This window comes from Pseudomonas sp. ZL2, assembly GCF_054788455.1.
Genome location: NZ_JBGOGX010000001.1, coordinates 199,086 through 218,387 on the forward strand (window position 1 = coordinate 199,086; position 19,302 = coordinate 218,387).

Annotated in this window: 17 protein-coding genes; 5 read left to right on the forward strand and 12 right to left on the reverse strand. The window is 61.8% G+C overall.

Annotation, left to right across the window (positions count from 1 at the left end; genetic code table 11):
• Positions 1-56: 56 nt before the first annotated feature.
• Both waaA and ABM562_RS00895 read right to left on the reverse strand, forming a co-directional pair.
• Entirely contained in the window at positions 57-1,325 is a 1,269-nt protein-coding gene (waaA, locus tag ABM562_RS00890) for a lipid IV(A) 3-deoxy-D-manno-octulosonic acid transferase (protein ID WP_460420488.1), read from the reverse strand.
• A gap of 14 nt (positions 1,326-1,339) precedes the next feature.
• A complete protein-coding gene (locus ABM562_RS00895) occupies positions 1,340-2,230 on the reverse strand; it encodes a LysR family transcriptional regulator (RefSeq protein ID WP_115089153.1) in 891 nt (296 codons plus the stop codon).
• Positions 2,231-2,317: 87 nt separating this feature from the next.
• Here ABM562_RS00895 and ABM562_RS00900 point away from each other — a divergent pair, with 87 nt between their 5' ends.
• The 4 genes from ABM562_RS00900 (at position 2,318) to ABM562_RS00915 (ending at position 5,710) form a co-directional block, all read left to right on the forward strand.
• Positions 2,318-2,650: a DMT family transporter gene (locus ABM562_RS00900; RefSeq protein ID WP_010221561.1), complete on the forward strand. Its 333-nt coding sequence runs from the start codon at positions 2,318-2,320 to the stop codon at positions 2,648-2,650.
• Positions 2,651-2,718: 68 nt separating this feature from the next.
• Entirely contained in the window at positions 2,719-3,894 is a 1,176-nt protein-coding gene (locus ABM562_RS00905) for an NAD(P)/FAD-dependent oxidoreductase (protein ID WP_115089155.1), read from the forward strand.
• Positions 3,891-4,700 (forward strand): aldo/keto reductase, encoded by an 810-nt coding sequence (locus ABM562_RS00910; protein ID WP_460420491.1) that lies wholly within the window; start codon positions 3,891-3,893, stop codon positions 4,698-4,700. The genes ABM562_RS00905 and ABM562_RS00910 overlap by 4 nt, the downstream gene beginning before the upstream one ends.
• Before the next feature lie 47 nt (positions 4,701-4,747).
• Entirely contained in the window at positions 4,748-5,710 is a 963-nt protein-coding gene (locus ABM562_RS00915) for a metal ABC transporter ATPase (protein WP_115089159.1), read from the forward strand.
• Positions 5,711-5,765: 55 nt separating this feature from the next.
• On the opposite strand, the gene hldE is transcribed toward ABM562_RS00915, so the two are convergent.
• From hldE to ABM562_RS00930, 3 genes are all read right to left on the reverse strand, one after another.
• A complete protein-coding gene (gene hldE / locus ABM562_RS00920; RefSeq protein ID WP_115089161.1) occupies positions 5,766-7,187 on the reverse strand; it encodes a bifunctional D-glycero-beta-D-manno-heptose-7-phosphate kinase/D-glycero-beta-D-manno-heptose 1-phosphate adenylyltransferase HldE in 1,422 nt (473 codons plus the stop codon).
• A gap of 133 nt (positions 7,188-7,320) precedes the next feature.
• Entirely contained in the window at positions 7,321-9,129 is a 1,809-nt protein-coding gene (gene msbA, locus ABM562_RS00925; protein WP_346617669.1) for a lipid A export permease/ATP-binding protein MsbA, read from the reverse strand.
• Positions 9,130-9,144: 15 nt separating this feature from the next.
• Positions 9,145-10,320: an O-antigen ligase family protein gene (locus tag ABM562_RS00930; protein ID WP_346617670.1), complete on the reverse strand. Its 1,176-nt coding sequence runs from the start codon at positions 10,318-10,320 to the stop codon at positions 9,145-9,147.
• Positions 10,321-10,420: 100 nt separating this feature from the next.
• On the opposite strand from ABM562_RS00930, the gene ABM562_RS00935 reads away from it, so the two are divergent.
• Positions 10,421-11,023: a BUD32 family EKC/KEOPS complex subunit gene (locus ABM562_RS00935; protein WP_346617684.1), complete on the forward strand. Its 603-nt coding sequence runs from the start codon at positions 10,421-10,423 to the stop codon at positions 11,021-11,023.
• 6 nt (positions 11,024-11,029) lie between these two features.
• Here the strand turns inward: ABM562_RS00935 and ABM562_RS00940 are convergent, their stop codons facing one another.
• The 7 genes from ABM562_RS00940 to ABM562_RS00970 form a co-directional block, all read right to left on the reverse strand.
• A complete protein-coding gene (locus ABM562_RS00940) occupies positions 11,030-12,124 on the reverse strand; it encodes a glycosyltransferase (protein ID WP_460420495.1) in 1,095 nt (364 codons plus the stop codon).
• A 48-nt stretch (positions 12,125-12,172) separates the two neighbouring features.
• Positions 12,173-12,946 carry a glycosyltransferase family 2 protein gene (locus ABM562_RS00945; RefSeq protein ID WP_346617672.1) on the reverse strand — a complete coding sequence of 258 codons (774 nt, stop codon included), beginning with the start codon at positions 12,944-12,946 and terminating at the stop codon, positions 12,173-12,175.
• 67 nt (positions 12,947-13,013) lie between these two features.
• Positions 13,014-13,970, reverse strand: a complete 957-nt coding sequence (locus tag ABM562_RS00950; protein WP_134064556.1) for a glycosyltransferase family protein — start codon at positions 13,968-13,970, stop codon at positions 13,014-13,016.
• 51 nt (positions 13,971-14,021) lie between these two features.
• Positions 14,022-15,422: a PIG-L deacetylase family protein gene (locus ABM562_RS00955; RefSeq protein WP_115089172.1), complete on the reverse strand. Its 1,401-nt coding sequence runs from the start codon at positions 15,420-15,422 to the stop codon at positions 14,022-14,024.
• Positions 15,419-16,315, reverse strand: a complete 897-nt coding sequence (locus ABM562_RS00960; RefSeq protein WP_115089174.1) for an antimicrobial resistance protein Mig-14 — start codon at positions 16,313-16,315, stop codon at positions 15,419-15,421. Before ABM562_RS00960 ends, ABM562_RS00955 begins: the two co-directional genes overlap by 4 nt.
• A complete protein-coding gene (locus tag ABM562_RS00965) occupies positions 16,315-17,445 on the reverse strand; it encodes a glycosyltransferase (protein ID WP_460420497.1) in 1,131 nt (376 codons plus the stop codon). Before ABM562_RS00965 ends, ABM562_RS00960 begins: the two co-directional genes overlap by 1 nt.
• Positions 17,429-19,186 (reverse strand): carbamoyltransferase family protein, encoded by a 1,758-nt coding sequence (locus ABM562_RS00970; RefSeq protein ID WP_460420499.1) that lies wholly within the window; start codon positions 19,184-19,186, stop codon positions 17,429-17,431. The genes ABM562_RS00965 and ABM562_RS00970 overlap by 17 nt, the downstream gene beginning before the upstream one ends.
• Between the last annotated feature and the right edge of the window lie 116 nt (positions 19,187-19,302).

Genomic DNA, 19,302 nt, shown 5'->3' on the forward strand with positions numbered 1-19,302 from the left:
GGCAAGACCGGCTCCCACAAAAACCTGTGGGAGCCGGTCTTGCCGGCGAAGCCTGCCTAGATCAACCGCCCCAGCGCATCCAGCAAGCGCTGCAACGCCCCCTGGTTGGCCTTCATCACCGCCAACCCCGCCGCCCCCATGCGCTGCGCATCACGCGGCAACTCGACCAGCCGCCGCACCTCGGCCGCCAGCCCCTGGGCATCATCGACTTCCTGCAAGGCACCGGCCTCACGCAGCATCGCCGCGATCTCGAGGAAGTTGAACAGGTGCGGACCACTGAGCACCGGCAACGACAACGCCGCCGGCTCCAACAGGTTGTGCCCACCGTTAGGCACCAGGCTGCCACCAACGAAGGCGATATCGGCCAGGGCATAGAGAAACAGCAGCTCGCCCATGGTGTCGCCGAGCAGCACTGCGGTATCAGCAGCCACCGGTTCGCCACTGGAGCGGCGAACCGTCGGGAACTGCCCCCGGCACAACTCGAACACGCTGTTGAAGCGTTCCGGATGACGTGGCACCAGAATCAGCAGGGCATCGGCATGGTGCTCTCGCAACTGCCGGTGGGCGGCGAGGATGATCTCGTCTTCGCCTTCATGGGTACTGGCCGCGATCCATACGGGCCGCTGGCCGGCCTGCCACTGCTCACGCAAGGCACGGGCGCGGGGCAACAGTTGCTCATCGATACTCAGGTCGAACTTGATTGAACCGGTAACCTGCACGCATTCGGAGCGCGCACCCAGTTGGCGGAAACGCTGCGCCTCGGTTTCGGTCTGCACCGCGATCAGGCTCATCTCGGCCAGCATCGGCCGGGTCAGCCCGGCAAAGCGCGCATAGCCCCGGGCCGAGCGCTCAGACAACCGCGCGTTGGCCAGGGCCACGGGAATGCCCCGTTTGGCGCACTGGTGAATGTGGTTGGGCCACAGCTCGGTTTCCATGATCACCGCAAGCGTGGGCTGCACGTGATCGAGAAAGCGCCCGGCAGCCCAGGGCAAGTCGTATGGCAGGTAGCAATGCTGAATCCGCGGCTCATCGGCAAACATCGCCCGGACCCGCTCGGAGCCGGTCGGGGTCATGCAGGTGATGGTGACCGGCAGCTGTGGATAAGCCTGCAGCAAGGCGCGAATCATCGGCGCGGCGGCAATGCTCTCGCCCACCGACACCGCGTGCACCCAGATGCCGCCTTTGGCCATGGCCGGCAGGTTCAGGGCAAATCGCTCACCAATGCGCTGACCATAGGCCGGCGCCTTGCGCGAACGCAGGAACAGGCGCAGCGCAACCAGCGGCAGGCCCAGGTGAAACAGCAAGGTATAGAGGGTTCTGTTCATGGCGCCGAAGTGTACTAGCCAATTGCGCGCAAGTGCACTGCGAAGCGTTCAGCCAACCACTGCGCGGCAGGGCCTAAAGGCTCGTCACGCCGCCACACCAACTCGACCACCAGCGCCGGCGGCGTCCATTCGCTGGCCAGCTCGACCATCTGCGTCTGATAGGTGGGGTACTGCACCACATGCCGTGGCAGCCAGGCCCAGCCGAGGCCGCGCATGAGCAATTCGGCCATGGCGTAGAAGCTGTCGGCGCGCCAGATCTGCGGGCTGATCGGCTCGCCACCGGGGTAGCCGCTTTCCTGCGGGGTGATCAGCAACTGGCGGTGGCGGGCCAGGTCCTGGCGGGTAACCCGCTCCAGCCGAGTCAGTGGATGATCCACTGCACACGCCGTGACCATCTCGATCCGCCCCACCGCCCGGCGCTCCAGGGACACCGGCATCTGGTCATGGTGGAACAACAGCCCGAGATCGGCGCGTCGTTCGATCAGCTTGCGCGCCACGTCACCCTGGGCGCCACTGGCCATCTGCACTTCGAGCAAGGGGAACTGCCGGGCCAGTTCATCGAGGCTGTCGATCACCGGTTGATAGGGCATGGCCTCATCCTGGGCCACACGCAACTGCGCCTCTTGCCCGCGCATCAGGGCCAGGGCCCGGCCGTCCAGGCGTTCGCACTGGCGCAACAGTTCGCGGGCATCTTCCAGCAAGGTCGCGCCAGCCTCGGTCAGGCGTGGCTGGCGGCCGCTGCTGCGCTCGAACAGGGTCACACCGAGGTCGGTCTCCAACAGGGCAATGCCGTTGCTCACCGCCGATTGCGCCTTGCGTTGCTCGCGCGCCACCGCCGAGAACGAGCGCAACTCGGCGACCCGCACGAACATGCGCAACTGCTCCAGATTCCACTGCTCGGCCATGCAACCTATCTCCAGAAAAGATAGGTAATGACTTTACCCCATTCAGGCTTGCTCTAGAATGCCCAGCCAGAATAGAGGATCACCGACATGAACGCCTACACCTACCTGGCTATCGCCATCTGCGCCGAAGTCATCGCCACCGCTTCGATGAAAGCCGTCAAGGGCCTGAGTACGCCCCTGCCGCTACTGCTGATGGTGTGTGGCTACGCGGTGGCGTTCTGGATGCTGACCCTGGTGGTGCGCAGCATTCCGGTTGGCATTGCCTATGCGATCTGGTCGGGCCTGGGGATTGTCCTGATCAGCATCGCGGCACTGGTGATCTACGGGCAGAAGCTGGATGTGCCGGCGATGCTCGGCATGGCCATGATCGTTGGTGGCGTGGTGGTGATCCAGGTCTTCTCGAAAACCGCCGGGCATTGATCCGCAACCGGGTGCAATGGCTCACAGGCTGTATACTGGGCGTCTGTCCAAGCTTGTGAGGTTCATGCATGCCAACCGTAATTTCCACCGATGTGCTGATCGTCGGCGCTGGGGTCGCAGGCCTCTGGCTCAATGCCCGCCTGCGCCGGCTCGGCTATTCGACAGTGCTGGTGGAACGCGCCAGCCTCGGTGGCGAGCAGACCCTCAAATCCCAGGGGATCATCCATGGCGGTGCCAAATACGCCCTGCACGGTGCCCTGACCGGCGCATCGGAAGCCATCGCCGACATGCCCCGGCGCTGGCGCGAGGCCCTGGCCGGCAATGGCGAGCTGGACCTGTCCGGCGTGCGCCTGCTGTCCGAAGCCCACTACCTGTGGTCACCCGGCACCCTGGCCGGCAATCTCACCAGTTTCTTTGCCAGCAAGGCGGTGCGTGGCCGCGTCGATCAGGTCAAGGGCGATCAGTTGCCACCTGCCCTGCAAGACCGCGCCTTCAAGGGCAAGGTCTATCGCCTGGCCGAACTGGTCATCGACGTACCGAGCCTACTCAACAAGCTTGCGGAATTGGCCGGTGACAGCCTGCTCGCCGCGCAGACCATCGAACCCTTGAACGACAATGGCGAGTTGCTCGGCTTGCGCGTCGATGGTCGCGAAATCCGCGCCCAACGCGTCGTGCTCAGCGCCGGCGCCGGCAATGCCGCCTTGCTCGAGGCCCTGGGCCTGAGCCAGCCGGCCATGCAGCGCCGGCCGCTGCACATGGTCATGGCCAAGGGCGCCAGCCTCAAGCCGCTGTACGCACACTGCCTGGGCGGCGGGCCAAAGCCGCGTATTACCGTCACTAGCCATCCGGCCGCTGACGGCCAGTGGGTCTGGTACCTGGGCGGCGACCTGGCCGAAGCCGACGGCGTAGCTCGCGAGCCTGAAGCGCAGATCGCCGCGGCGAAAAAAGAAGTCGCCAACCTGCTGCCGTGGATCGACTTGAGCCAGGTGCGCTGGGCGACCGTGCGCATTGACCGCGCCGAGCCCGCTCAATCGGGCCTGGTACGCCCCGACAACGCTTTTCTCGCCGAGCAGCAACGCCTGCTGGTCGGCTGGCCGACCAAACTGGCGTTGGCTCCGGACTTCAGTGACCGGGTGCTGGCCAACCTTGAGCGCGACGGCATCAAGCCAGCCGGCCAGGCCGCCTTGCCCGAACTGCCCCGGCCGCCCATGGCCTTGCCGGTGTGGGAGCAATTGCTGCCATGAGCCTGCCGACCCTGCATGACTTGCGTCGTCCTCTCGGCGGTACCGGCCTGACGGTTTCGCCCCTCGGCCTGGGCACCGTCAAGCTCGGTCGCGACCAGGGCGTCAAATACCCCAGCGGCTTTACCATTCCTGACGACGACGAAGCACGGATGCTGCTGGCCCAGGCCCGCGAACTGGGCATTAACCTGATCGACACCGCGCCAGCCTATGGCCGCAGCGAAGAACGCCTGGGCCCGCTGTTGCGCGGCCAGCGCGATCACTGGGTGATCGTCAGCAAGGTGGGTGAAGAGTTCGAAGACGGCCAGTCGCGCTTCGATTTCAGCGCAGCACACACGCGTTTCTCCATCGAGCGCAGTCTCAAGCGCCTGGAAACCGACTGCATCGACCTGGTGCTGGTGCACTCCGACGGCAATGACCTGCATATCCTCGAACACGAGGAGGTCTACCAGACTCTCGAAGCGTTGAAGCAGGAAGGCAAGATCCGTGGTTTCGGCCTTTCCGGCAAGACCGCAGCAGGCGGCCTCAAGGCACTAGAGCGCGGCGATTGCGCCATGGTCACCTACAATCTCAACGAGCAGGCTGAACGCCCGGTGATCGACTACGCCGCCGAACACGGCAAGGCGATCCTGGTGAAAAAGGCCCTGGCCAGTGGTCATGTGTGCCTGAGTCCGGGTGTCGACCCGGTGCGTGCCAGCTTCGAATTGCTGTTTGCCCACCCCGGCGTCAGCAGTGCTATTGTCGGCACCATCAACCCGCTGCACTTGGCGCATAACGTGGCAACCGTTGCCAACGTCCTGCGCCGCTGACATCCACGCCGCCGCCGCGGCCGACCCCAACGCAAGAAGGAGCCGACATGCCGCGAACGCTGATCCGCAAGAACCCGAGCAACTTCAAGACCCTGCCCCTGCACGTCGAGGCCAGCCCCGAGGGCCTCGTCTACCAGAGCATCGGCGTGCCCCTGAACTTTGCCCAGACCCTGCAACGGCGCAAACCGATCCAGCTTGCCGACAGCCAGCGCTTCGCCGTCGAACTGGCCAACCTCGGTGTCTCGGTGCGCCTGACCCTGCGCTGGCAAAATCGCGATTACTGGGTGCTTGTACGCCAACGCCGCCAGGACCGGGGCGATGTGGTGCTGAAATTGATTTCAGGATATGTGCCAGCCCAGGAGCTGAACCTGCCGCTGCATACGGCGATTCAGGAGGTTGCTGAAGAATGCCTGCTGGAAACCCCGGAAGGCTGGCTTGGCGGGCGCTTCAACGACACCTGGCTGCCGGCGCCCTATGCTGACGCCCTGCACTACCGCGAAGCCCTGCCCTTTGTGCTTACCCCGCAGTCCGGCGCAGCGCGCCCGGTGCGCTGCGCCAACCTGCAGTTACTGGAGCGCCCGCGCGCCTATGTGCACTTGCCGACCGCCTCGCTGCAGCTGATTTACGACCTGTGCCTGCAAGTGCCACGCGAGGCGAAATCACTGAGCCTGTTCCACGTCGATGAACGTCTTGAAGGCGACCAGCTCGTCGCCCGTCTCAACCGCAAGCGTCCCGATCTATATCTGATGCCCCTGGACGATGGCCAACCACGCGCCGAGCTCTTTACCCTGAGCAAGGATCGCCTGGTACCGGCCAGCACTCGTGGGCTGTACCTGGCGGAAAGCTTTGCCCGGCAGGAAGGATGGCTGGTCAGGGATGAGCGGATTCGCTGGAAGGATTGGGTCAGGCAGCAAGGCCTGACGCCGGCGAAGCCGGACAGCGGCTTGAAGCGGCTGACCGGCAGGGCGCGGGAGTTGTTGCAGATGGCGCGTGGCGGGGTGCGCAAGTAGGAACAATCGCGGGGCAAGCGAGCGTCGCCCGGCCCTTCCTACGGCGCTATGCCCTTCAGTTCTTGCGGATCTTCTCGACGATGGCGGTGGTCGAGCTGTTCTCCACCAGCCCCAGCACCTTGACGGTACCGCCGTAGGCCTTGACGATATCGGCGCCGACCACCTGATCGATGCCATAGTCGCCACCCTTGACCAACACGTCCGGCTTGACCTGGCTCAGCAGGTTTTCCGGCGTGCCTTCAGGGAAGCTGATGACCCAGTCCACTGCGCCGAGGCCCGCCAGCACGGCCATACGCCGGTCAACGCTGTTGATCGGCCGGCCCGGACCTTTCAGGCGGCTGACCGACGCATCGTCGTTGACCGCGACAATCAGGCGATCGCCCTGGGCTCGGGCCTGTTCCAGATAGGTCACGTGGCCGGCATGCAAAATGTCGAAGCAACCGTTGGTGAAGACGATCTTCTCGTTGTGCGCGCGAGCATCGTCGATGGCCAGCAGCAACTGGTCGAGACTCAATACACCACGCTCGGAACCCTCTTCGCGCTGGATCGCACGACGCAGTTCCGGGGCGCTGATGGCCGCGGTACCCAGCTTGCCGACCACGATACCAGCGGCAAGATTTGCCAGGCCCACTGCATGGGGCAGCTCTTCGCCGGCGGCAATGGCGGCGGCCAGGGTCGAGATCACCGTATCGCCAGCACCGGTCACGTCGAACACTTCACGGGCACGGGCTGGCAGGTGCAGGGCCGGGTGGTCGGGGCGCAGCAGGGTCATGCCGTGCTCACCGCGGGTCACCAGCAAGGCACCCAGCTCCAGCTCGCTCATCAACTGGGCGCCCTTGGCCACCAGTTCAGCCTCGTCGGCGCAACGGCCAACGATGGTTTCGAATTCGCTGAGGTTCGGGGTAATCAGGCTGGCGCCACGGTAGATCGAGAAATCCTTGCCCTTGGGGTCGGCCAGCACCGGAATGCCCTTGGCCCGTGCGGCCTGGATCAGGCTTTGGTGGTTTTTCAACGCACCCTTGCCGTAGTCCGACAGCACCAACACCTTGACGCCATCGAGCAACGCGTCGACCTCAGCGCCCAGGGACAGCGGGTCGGTGGCGAAAGGCTCTTCGAAATCGATACGCAGCAGTTGCTGGTGGCGGCTCATGACCCGCAGCTTGACGATGGTCGGCTGATGGGCGATGCGCTGGAAGATCGAGCGTACGCCAGCAGCCAGCAGGCTATTGGCGAGGCTGTCGGCAGCCTCGTCCTGGCCGGTCACGCCGACCAGCGCCGCCGGAGCCCCCAGGGCTGCAATGTTCAAGGCAACGTTGGCCGCACCACCGGGACGGTCCTCGATCTGTTCGACCTTGACCACCGGTACCGGTGCTTCAGGCGAGATCCGTGAGGTACCGCCATGCCAGTAGCGGTCGAGCATGACATCGCCCACCACCAGTACCGGGGCTTGATCGAAACGCGGCATGGACAACTTCATGGGCAACCCATATACAAAATAATTAACAGGGGCAGGATATTAGCACAGGCAAAGCGAAGGCTTGTTTACCGCCTTGTTGCCAAGCGCTCCAGGGAAAGGCAGCCGGGGCACAACAGGCCCCGGCGCGAGCAACTCAGGTGATGTCGGCCTTGGCCGGCTCATCCAGGCCCATGGCGTGCAGCCGGGCATAATAGCCATTGGCAGCCAGCAACTCGGTATGGGTACCACGCTCGACCAGCTTGCCCTGGTCCATGACCAGGATCATGTCGGCTTTTTCGATGGTCGACAGCCGGTGGGCGATCACCAGGGTGGTGCGTCCCTGCATGACGTGATCCAGGGCTGCCTGGATGTGCCGCTCGGATTCGGTGTCGAGGGCCGAAGTGGCTTCGTCGAGAATCAGCAACGGCGCATTCTTGAGCAACGCCCGGGCAATCGCCAGACGCTGGCGCTGGCCACCGGAGAGCAGCACGCCGTTCTCGCCGACCTGAGTGTCGAAGCCCTTGGGCAGTTGCTCGACGAACTCCTTGGCATAAGCATCGGCGGCAGCGGCTTCGATCTCGTCCCGCGGCGCCCCGGCCAGATCGCCATAGGCGATGTTGTTGGCCACGGTGTCGTTGAACAGGGTCACATGCTGGGTCACCTGAGCGACGTGCTTGCGCAGGTTGCGCAGGCGGTAGTTCTCGATCTCCACACCATCGAGCAGAATCTGCCCCTGATCATGGTGATAGAAGCGCGGAATCAACGCCGCCAGGGTCGATTTGCCACTGCCTGAACGCCCCACCAGGGCGATCATCTGACCAGGTTCGGCGGTAAAGTTGATGTCGGTGAGGACCTGACGATCAGTCCCCGGATAGGTGAAGTTCAGGTTGCGCACTTCAAGACGACCAACAACGCGGTCCAGCTCGACAGTGCCGCTATCGACTTCTGGCGCCTCGTCCAGTTGCTCAAAGATGCTCTCGGCACCGGCCAGGCCTTTCTGGATGGTCGAGCTGACTTCGGACAGCTGGCGGATAGGCTTGGGCAGCAAGCCCGCCGCGGTGATGTAGGCCACCAGATCACCGGCAGTGGCATCACCGCGCAGGAACAGCACCAGGAACATCAATGTAGCCATGGCGGTGTAGATCACCAGTTGCAGCATCGGCGTATACACCGCGCCAGTCTTGGTCATGCGCAGCTGCTTGTCGGTGTTGCTCTGGCTGGCATTGGCAAAACGTTGCTGCTCGTAGCTTTCGCCACCAAAGCTGCGCACTACCCGGTAGCCCTGGATGGTTTCCGAGGCAACGTGGGTGACATCGCCCATGGCCACCTGGATCTTCTTGCTCTGCTTGCGGAACTTCTTGCTCGCGGTGCCAACCATCAGGGCAATCACCGGCAGGATCGCCAGCATCACCAGGGTCAGTTTCCAGTTCATCCACAGCAGATAGACGAACAGGAACACCACGGTCAGGCCTTCACGGATCACGACCTTGATCGCATCGGTCGCAGCGCCGGTGACCATGGTCACGTTGAAGGTGATGCGTGAAATCAGGTGGCCGGAGTTGTGGTTATCGAAATAGCGGTTGGGCAACACCAGCAGCTTGTTGAACAACTCGACCCGCAGGTCATGCACCAGGCCCAGGGAGACCTTGGCCAGGAAATAGTTGCCCAGGAACGAACCCAGGCCCTGCCAGGCTGCGATCAGCACGATCAGCAATGGCACGGCCTGCAGCAGCTGCAAGTCCTTGAGGTAAGGAACGTTGGGGAACAACACCGCCTGGGGGTTGCTCAAGCCATCGACGAAGTACTTGAGAATCCCGGCCAGCATTGGCTGGGTCGAGGCAAAAATCACAAAGCCGAGGATACTCAGCAAAAAAATGCCGATGTACGGCTTCACATAGCTCAGCAGCCGGAAGTAGATTTTCAGGCTGGAGCTCTGCTCCGCCTCTCGCGGTGTTTCGGCCATCGTCGAGCTCGCTGTTCAGATAGAACCGGAAATTTTATCACAGCCTGGAGCCCGGGCACGCACCCAGACCAGGACAGTGGCCAGACCGACCGGCAGCCAACTGATAAACCACTCGGCACGCGGGGTGCCGGTGAGGCTGGCGGCATCGAATTGCATGGCCAGGGTGGAGAACAGCCACAAACCCATCAGGCCCTGGCCGAAGGTGGTATCACGGGCTTTCCAGATTTCGCGCAATACGCACAACCAAATACTCAGCCACAACAGCATGCCGGGAATGCCCAACTCAAGGGCGATGTGAGTGAACATGTTGTGAGTGTGATCGAACTGCGCGCCGGCAGCCATGATGGTGTAGAAAGAACCAAGGCCTACGCCTGTCCAGGGGTGTTCGGCGATCATTTGCAAAGTGACCTGGAAAATTTCAGGCCTGTAAGAAGCACCGCGAGACATGATCATCGAGTAAAACACCACAAAAACTACCGCTGCTGTTGCCAGCGACACACCGGCGATCAGGCAGCTTCTGCGGTCACGACACCAAAGCGGCATGGCAACCAGGGTAATCAACAACCCCAGCGCAGCACCACGGCTCTGGCACAACAGTAAGAATGCAGCGAGGCAAAGCAGCGAGATCGACCACAGCAACTGAAGCAGGCGCGTTTGCGGTTGCCAATGGATCATCCACACCATAGCGGCGCCAATCACGTAAGCCCCCAGGATGGGATGGGAGATTTCGCCTATGCCATATAGCCTCGAAGCCCATTCCTCACCCCTAACAAGGTAGAACTGCACAATTGACTGCACAGCCGCGACCGCAAGCCCTATGCCACCGCAAAACATCAGCTGTCGCAGACGCTGCTCTCCGGATTGTGCCAACAATGGGAAGAACAGAAGGAAGACAGCAATGTACAGCAAGCGCTTGAGCTCCCGGCCAGGTTCCTCCCCCGTCGCCCACAGCAGGCTTGATGTAGTCCATGCAAGCATCAACAGAATAGAGATAGACAATGCCCGCTGTGCATTCCAGAGCTGAACCAGACGACCGCGTGCGGACCAGATCAGCACCAGGGTCGGCAACCAGAGGAATACCACCAGACCCTGTTGATACAGTTTGTTACTTGGCGACAATGCAATCCCCACCAGGAACCACAAAAACCCAATTGCCAGCCAGGTCTGCGCCCAGCGCGTTGCGTACATCATGCTCTTCCCCATTGATTCAACAACACCGGCATGGTGCATCCTTAAACTTTTCGGCATTATTGCCGGTCATTTTGCTTGCCCGATGACAAGGCCCCTATCCATGCAATGTTCACGGCTACCCCAGGTCGATTTCAATCAACTGACGCTTGGTGCCCAGGTGCTGGAGGCCGACAGTTTCGGCGCTAAAGTCTACCTGCTAACGGATGGCAACATCCTCAAGCTGTTCAGACGCAAGCGGTTAATTTCATCTGCCTTGCTGCGACCTTACTCGCGTCGCTTCATCGATAACGCCTTGCGCCTGCAAAAACTCGGCATCCCTACGCTGGAAGTGCTGAAGTACTACACACTAGATGCTCCAGGCATGACAGCTGTGCTGTATCGTCCCTTGCCGGGCGAGACCCTGCGCCAACTGTCGCGCCAGCCGGGCTTCAGCTGGCAGAAAAGCTTGCCGGACCTGATAACCCTGGTGCATCGCCTGCATCAGTCGGGCATCTACTTTCGCTCATTGCATCTAGGTAATATTGTTGTTACCCCGCAACAGCAGTGGGGCTTGATCGACGTGGCCGACATGCGCTTTTTACGCGCGCCGTTGCCGGCCCGGATGGTTAAACGCAACGTACAACACTTTGCTCGTTACATTGCTCGGGAACAGTTAGAGGACCAGTTTCCTCTTGCCGAACTTGAGCGCGCCTTGCTGGCGTAAGGCGCATCAGGGCGTATACAGCAAAGCCCGCGAGGCCTGACTGAAACTTTGCCAGGCCTGCTCTGGCGCGAGGGCTTGCTGTTGAGCGGCGGCTACCTGCGCGCCTGGCAGCATCGCACACTCTATGATGGCTTTGGCCCAGGCTGGCGTATCACCAGCCGGGGCATAGCAGCCGGCCTCGCCCAACTGCTCGCGAAAGACCGACAAATCGCTACACAGCACCGGCACATCAGCCATCACCGCCTCCTGCAGGACCAGCCCCAGCCCTTCGGAGCGGGACGGTATCAGCATCCAGTCAAATGCCCGATAAAGTTGCGCAAGGCCAATGCAATGACCCGGCAATGACACTTTCTGCTCCAGCCCCAGCAACTTTATCTGCCCCTCCAGGACCGGGCGCTGCACACCTTCACCAAGTATCACCAGGCGTAGATCCGGCTGCTGCTGACTGGCCTGGGCAAAGGCGTCAAGCAGGTAGTCAAAACCCTTGCTGTCGACGAGACGGCCCACCGCCCCCATGACCCGCACACCTTGCGTCGGCAAATTCAGCGCCTCGCGGGCTTGTTCTGAGCCCAGCAAGCCTTGGCGAAAGCCTTCTGGCTCAAGCGCGGTCCGCAGGACCTTTACTGGGACACCGAGGTCCTGTTCCAATGCATTGGCAAGGGTCTGGGACACCGCCACGATGCTCAAGCGGCTGCCGGGGAAGGCTCGCAGCAAAGCGATATCCGACCGACGCAGACGAGTTTTGCCGTGAAAGACGATGGCCACCCGAGCATCCGGCATTCTCTGCACCACCGGCAAAATCAGCCGTGATACACCCAGACCATCCAACACCAACACCTGTGCATTGGCATGCTCCAGGGCCTCACGCATGCGTCCATGCAACCAGGGTCTGAGCAACAGCCAAAGGTGCCGCCCCTTGAGCAGACGATGGGACAGGTGCCACTCGCGCGTTGATTCTGCACCACAGCACGAGCCCTGCCCTTGCAATAGCCAACTGCTGATCTTTGTCCCAGGCTCGGCCTGCGACAATATCTGCTGATGCACCTTATGCACCGAAACGTAAGGCGAACCGCCAGCCCACATGATGTTGACGATATTCACGGGGTTATACCCCCTGTATCGGACTGGGCAACTGGCAAACCGGCAATATCAACTCGCAAGAACGCCAATACCCACTCCCACTGCCAAGCCGATCAACAAGGTTACGGCCAGCTTCATCCGCTCACGCTGACGCCGCCGGGCTTTACGCTGGCGCTCTTCTGGAAGACTTACATGCATGCCGAAGCCGGTATGCAACACGGCATCACCCTCCAGGCTTACGCCTGTCAGGTTCAATTCGGCATAGCGTTTTGATAGAGCCTTTTCACCAGCATAGGCGGCGAACGGCGCACAGCGCTGATAATCGCTCAAGCGGCGCAAGCCCGGGTTCAGCGAGAAGCTTTGCCACTCAGGCTTGTCCGACAGCAACGGGTAGCAAGGAACGCCGGCAATCACCTGGCGCTCGCCAAGATGGATATAGGGGCTGTGCAGTTTCAGGTCATAGACATAACTGCGCAACCAGACCTGAAGCAGTTCAGGGCTGACCGCCAGGATCGCATGCGAGTCTTCGACAAAACCAGGCCGGTAGAACTCCCAGTCGTCCTCGCAATGGAAGATGTAAGAGGTTTTTACATGGCTGTAGGCAAGGTCGATCGAAGCCAGTTGACCCAGCTTCGGGCGATTGACGAAAACCTTGCAGTGCGGCTTCCAATGCTCGGGCACAGCCTCGTGAACCGCTTCATCCCCCGAATCCTCGGTGATGAACACTTCACGAATAGGCGCGGTATTGAACCGGTCAAAACTTTCCAGCGTGAGTTTAAGCAAATCGAAGCGCCCGCAACTGGTGACCACCAGGGTTACGTCGCTATCTTGGCAGAATCGCACCGGATTCCCTCCCCATAAACTGTATTCAGATGTTCGAGACTACTTCCCTGGCTCCAGGACAGCCGGCTCATATGCCCAGTCTCAAACGCAAGCGTTGCCAGCCGGACAGGGCTGGACGGGGACGAAGAGGTGGCTGCATTTTTTCCACGATGCTACGACCTACCTGGGCGAAACTGAATTGCGAGACGGCCAGCTCACGACCGTTGTTGCCGATACGCTCGACCAGTGCAGGGTCGCCACGCAACACTTTCAGCTTCTCTTGCAACGCGGCAATGCTGTCATACAGCACCACGTTATGCATGTCTTTCAAGCCCAGGGCGCGGTTTTCCGCTTCACCCTGGTCATAAGCCAGCAAAACGCAGCCACAGGCCATCGCCTCGAAATTCTTGATCATGTACTCGCCCATGCCGACATCGGCGCTTACAAAGAAACGGATGCGGTTGAGTGTGTCGCAATATTCTTCGCCCGAATTGGTGCGTGTCACCAGCAGGTTTTCCACTTGTGCCAACTCATCGAGCAGGGCCTTGCGGCCGCTGTAGGCAACACTGTTGGTGCTGCCGACGAAGGCCAGTTCGATATCCCGCTCGCGCCCCTGGTCAGCCAGCAACTGCTGATCGTAGCCCTTGGGCACGAACTCGGCATCGAAGCCTTCCTGGCGCAGGCGTTCACTGACCATGTAACCCGAGCTGATCACCCGCGCCCAGGGCAACTGGCGGTAGTGGGCACTGAACTTGCCGGTGTACTTGCACGGGATGTAGTTCTGGTAGGCATCATGTTCGAGGATGACCAGGTTGGGCACCGTGCGAATGAAACCGACCTGGCGAATCTCTTGCTTGAAACGCAGGAAGAACACGATCCTGTCGTACTTGTCGACGTCGATCTCGCGACGGAAATAACTGCGCAGATTGCGTTGGTCGTCGCTGCTCAGCCAGCGCAGGTCGCAGTCGCAATGCGCGGCAACGCCGTCATACAAACGATCGAGGATCGCCCGTTGTTCTTTCTGCACCAGAAATAGAACTTTCATCGTTTTCCTTGCGGCGCTCGGGCCACAGCTTTCAATCTTGCAGCGTCATGATCAGAGGTCACGACGCCAGAACAGTTCATGTCGACGCACAGCCTTGCGGAAAAACTCGTTCTCGCCATAAGGCGAAGGCCGACGCCCGGCCAGCCAGCGTTGCAACAGGCGGCGCAGGCGGCGTTTGAACGGTGCAGGCGGCTGCAGGTCATGCATCATGCCCAAGGCCATGGCCTTGTCGCATTGGGCTGGCAGGCCCAGCACCAGGCTATAGGGCGTCCAGGCCTGGGTCGCTTCGAGTTGCGGCGGCAAGGCAATACCCGCACCGCTATCGCCCATGGGCCAGCGGTCGTTGTCGTGCAAATGGTTGGCATAACACAACAGGGTTTCAGGCTGCCATTCCAGGCCCTGCAGCGCCTCAAGCACAGCAGCCTGGGCGCAGATGTGGTCCGGGTGCGGATCGAGGGTCGGGTGCGGCATCACCAGCACCTGCGGCCGGGCCTTGAGCAACAGTGCACGCAAATCGGCCAGCAGGTTGTTCCAGGTCGGCGCACCGTCCTGGTCACCCGGCAGGGACAGCGGGTTGAACTGGCGGAACAGGCGGGTATCGACAAGCCCGGCTTCTCGCGAAGCCATTGGCTCTGCAGGCGCGGCCTGCATGGCCGGGAGCTGCAGGCAGAAGTACCCAAGCTGCACACAACGCGACTCCGGGACACCTGCCCAGCGTGGCACGGCGATGCTGTCCCAGGCCCGCAAACGGCCCTTAAGGCGCGCAGCTTCGGACTTTTCCAGACCCATTTGCTGATAGTGTTCGGCTTCGATTTCGCCGGCAGTCAAGGTCACCACCCAGGTTTCCTCAGCCTGGCTGTAGAGGCCAAACGCCGCGAGTTCGGCATCGTCGGCATGGGGTGCGATCACCATCACCCGGCGCTGGCGCAGGTCAGCGCAAGGTGCAACCCACAGCTGCGCCTCACCCATCAGTCGACAGTAGCGCCCACGCAGGCGCAGGCGCCCAGCCGTAAGCGGTTCGGCAAGCCCGGTAAGGTTCAGGTAACGAAGGCCGTTTACGCCCCGCTCGAAAGTCTGAACGTCTTCACTTCCCAGGCTTACCGCAGGATCGAGGAAACGCCCCAGCCAGCTACCCTTCAGGCGCACCTGCAGGATTAGCGTTTCGTCACCGCCCAGCTGCAGCGGCGACTGCAGGTGCACAAGGCCATCGACCAGCTCGGCCGAATGCGCCACGCAATCTGGCGGGAACTGATATTGATAGTCCTCGGCCGGAGAGTAGAACAGGTGATCGGCAAACCATGCCTCGTGGGCTACCCACAGCAGCGGCAACAACAGCAGCGGCAGCCACCACTGAACGAAAATGCCCAGGGCGAGCAGTACCAGCAGGCCGACCAGCAGCCCCAGGCGCTTGTTGCGCCGGTGGCGCTTGAGCAACTGCTGCTTGCGACTCACACCTGAAACACCGGCACGGGATTGCACCAACGGTCCTTGTACTCGCGATCGGCACGACCGAAGGAGAAACGCAGGGGTTTGTTGCGCGCACGGGCGTCTTCCCAGGCAGCCTGGGTATTGAGGAAGCTCAGTACGCTGCCAGGGCTGAATGCCTTGGTTTGCGGGTCGACACCACCGTTGATGTATTCAACGCTGATCCACTCCGACGCTTCGACCCGATAGACCAACTGGATGGCAATTGGTGCATCGTCAAGAAACAGCACCGACCCGATCAACAGCTCACGCAGGCGCTCGATCACCTCGGCCATGCGTTCGGCACCGGTAGCCGGGAACTCCCACCGGCGCTGGAACAGGTCGCAGTAGATTGCGGCAAGTTCAGCACTGGAGAAATCCGTGACCGGCCGTACCTGACCGCCCGCCTCTTCCAGCAAACGCAGTTCGCGGCGCTGGTTGTAACGAAACTTCTTCGACAGGTCTTCCGGCATACGCGCCATGGCCAGCGCTTCGGTCTGCGGCTTGAGATGGGCAAAACGACCCTGATTGAGCTCGGACAGATAGCGCCCGGCGTGCCGCAGCGGCGCCTGGGCATCGGCGGCGGCAGGCAGGATCAGCTCGGCGTTGCCCAGGTCATACAGGCCTTTTTTACCCTGACGCTTGAGCACATCCTTGGACAGCGCCAGGTAGCGGCCCCAGGTAGGAATCGCGGCCTTGAGCTCGCCGTCGCGCTCCCAGCCCAGGTAACGCACCGGAATTTGCGCCAGGTCAGCCAGTTGCTCGACCACCAGCGGATGAGTGGCGACACTGCCACCAAATTTTTCCCAGGCTTGGGCGTAGGCAGGCGCATCGATCTGCGTCCAGCCGCGCTCACGCCAGCCTTGAATATGGTTGAGCATCAGGCCTCCGCCGTCAGTGCACGAACGTGCGGCAGTTGCCAGAAGGCGTCGCGCACCGCGGCATCGGAGAAACGCTCACGCAGGCGTTCGAGCATGCGCCCGGCACATTCCTGGCGCTGCCCTTCGTCCAGCGCGGCCAGGTGCTGCAAGCCTTGCCCCAGGCGCTCGGCGTCGCCCAGCGGGAACAGGATGCCAACACCTTCGACCACCTCGACCGCGCCGCCACAAGCCGTGGCCAGCAGCGGCACACCGGCGACCATGGCTTCGAGCAGGACCATGCCGAACGGCTCGTGGTCGGAGCTCAAGGCGAAGGCGTCGAAGGCACGGAAGTAACGACGGGCGTCAGGTACCTGACCGAGAAAATCCACTTGCGCGGCAATTCCCAGTTCGGCGGCCTGAGCCTTGAGCGCTTGCTCAAGACGGCCTTTGCCGAGGATTGCCAGCCGAGCACCGGCCGGCAGTTGCGGCAGGGCCTGGGCAAAACCACGCAGCAAGGTGGCCTGGTCCTTGTCCGGATGCAGGCGGCCGACGTTGCCGACAATCCATGCCTGCTGATCCAGGCCCAACGCCTCGCGCGCCTGCGCGGCAGGTACCTGGCTGGACTGCAGCGCCTCGATGTCGATGCGGTTGTAGAGGGTCTGGATACGCTCGAGCGGCCACTTGGGCAGGCACTTGCGCATGTCGTCGCGCACCGCATCAGAAACACCGAGCAGGCTCAGGCGCTTGCTGAACAGGTTGGCAAACAGCTGGCGGCTACCACGCAGGTAGTCACCAAAGGCGTGGTGCACGCCGATCACCGGCAAGCGGCTGCCGAGCAAGGCGATATAGATCGGCTTGAAGCGGTGCGCGATGCAGAAGCTGAACTGGCGACTGGCGACGATCCGCCGCAATGCGCGGATCGCCCCCAGCTTCAGGCCACGGATGGCCTTGGAGCTGAACTCGAGGAAGATCACTTCGTCCGAGGCGCAGCCGGCCGCTACCTGAGGGTCGGCTGCGCCAGTCAGGAACACCGTGGTGACCTTATAGCCGCTGCCGTCGAACAGGCTGGCATACTGGCGCGCGCAGTCCAGAAACGGACCGTCATAGCCATGACAGAACTGCAGGACGCGTTTTTCAGCCTTGGACGTCATAAGTGTCCGCGCCGTCCTTGACCACCAGGATGTCTTCCATGATCAGGTACTGCAGGTCCGAGCCGAAGAACATGTTCAGCGCATCGGTCGGCGAGCAGATCATCGGCTCGCCACGACGGTTGAGCGAGGTGTTCAGCGACACGCCGTTGCCGGTCAGGGTCTCCAGCGCCTTCATCATGTCGTAGTAGCGCGGGTTGTACTCGCGCTTGAGCACCTGGGCCCGCGAGGTGCCGTCTTCGTGGACGACTTCCGGCACGCGGGTCTTCCACTCTTCGGCCACTTCGAAGGTGAAGGTCATGAACGGCGCCGGGTGATCGATCTTGATCATCTGCGGGGCAACGGTGTCGAGCATCGACGGGCAGAAAGGCCTCCAGCGCTCGCGGAACTTGATCTGGTGGTTGATGCGGTCGGCAACGCCTTCCACACTTGGGCAACCGATGATCGAGCGACCGCCGAGGGCGCGCGGACCGAACTCCATACGGCCCTGGAACCAGGCCACCGGGTTGCCGTCGACCATGATCTTGGCGATCTGCTCGGGCATGTTCTCCAGCTTGCGCCATTTCGGCTGGCTCGCGTGACGGGCACAGGCGGCGATCACGTCTTCGTTGGAGTACGCAGGGCCGAGGTAGACGTGTTCCATCTTCTCGACCGGCACACCACGGGCGTGAGACACATAGGCAGCAGCACCGACCGCAGTACCGGCGTCGCCGGAAGCCGGCTGGACGAACAGCTCCTTGAGGTCAGGACGGGCAATGATCTTCTGGTTGAGCTTGACGTTCAACGCGCAACCGCCGGCGAAGGCCAGCTTGCCAGTCTCCTTGAGGATGTCGCCCAGGTAGTGGTCGATCATCTGCAGGGCGAGCTTCTCGAACAGCGCCTGCATGCTCGCGGCGTAGTGAATGTACGGCTCGTCGGCGATGTCGCCTTCGCGTTTCGGGCCCAGCCACTCGATCAGCTTCGGCGAGAAGTAGAAGCCTTTGCCCTTCTCTTTATAACGACGCAAGCCGATGACGTTGGCGTAGTCGGTGTTGATCACCAGCTCGCCGTTCTCGAACGAGGCCAGGCGCGAGAAATCGTACTTGCTGGCATCGCCATAAGGCGCCATGCCCATGACCTTGAACTCGCCATCGAGCATTTCGAAGCCGAGGAACTCGGTGATCGCGCCATACAGACCGCCCAGCGAGTCCGGATCGAAGAATTCCTTGATCTTGTGGATCTTGCCGTTTTCGCCGTAGCCGAAGAAGGTCGTGGCGTATTCGCCTTTACCGTCGATACCGAGGATCGCGGTCTTCTCCTTGAAGCCGGAGCAGTGGTAGGCGCTGGAGGCGTGAGCCAGGTGGTGCTCGACCGGCTCGATCTTGACCTTTTTCGGGTCGAAGCCCAGCTGCTCCAGGCACCAGACGATCTTCTTGCGGTAGCGCTTGTAGCGACGGTTGCCCATCAGGATCGCGTCAAGGGCGCGGTCCGGGGCATACCAATAACGCTTGGCGTAGTGCCAGCGTGCCTTGCCGAACAGGCTGATCGGAGCGAACGGGATCGCTACCACGTCAACGTCGGACGGTTTGATACCGGCCTGTTCCAGGCAGAACTTCGCCGATTCGTAGGGCATGCGGTTCTTTGCATGTTTATCGCGCACGAAGCGCTCTTCTTCAGCGGCGGCAATCAGCTTGCCGTCGATGTACAGGGCCGCGGAAGGGTCATGACTAAGGGCGCCGGACAGGCCAAGAATCGTCAATGCCAAGGGTCTAGCCTCTTCAATCTGTAAATATGCGCGCGGGCCGTTGGGGCGGGCGGCAGCCAAAGCGCGGGATTATAACGCAAAGCGTAGGAGCGGGCTTGCCCCGCGATTGCATACAT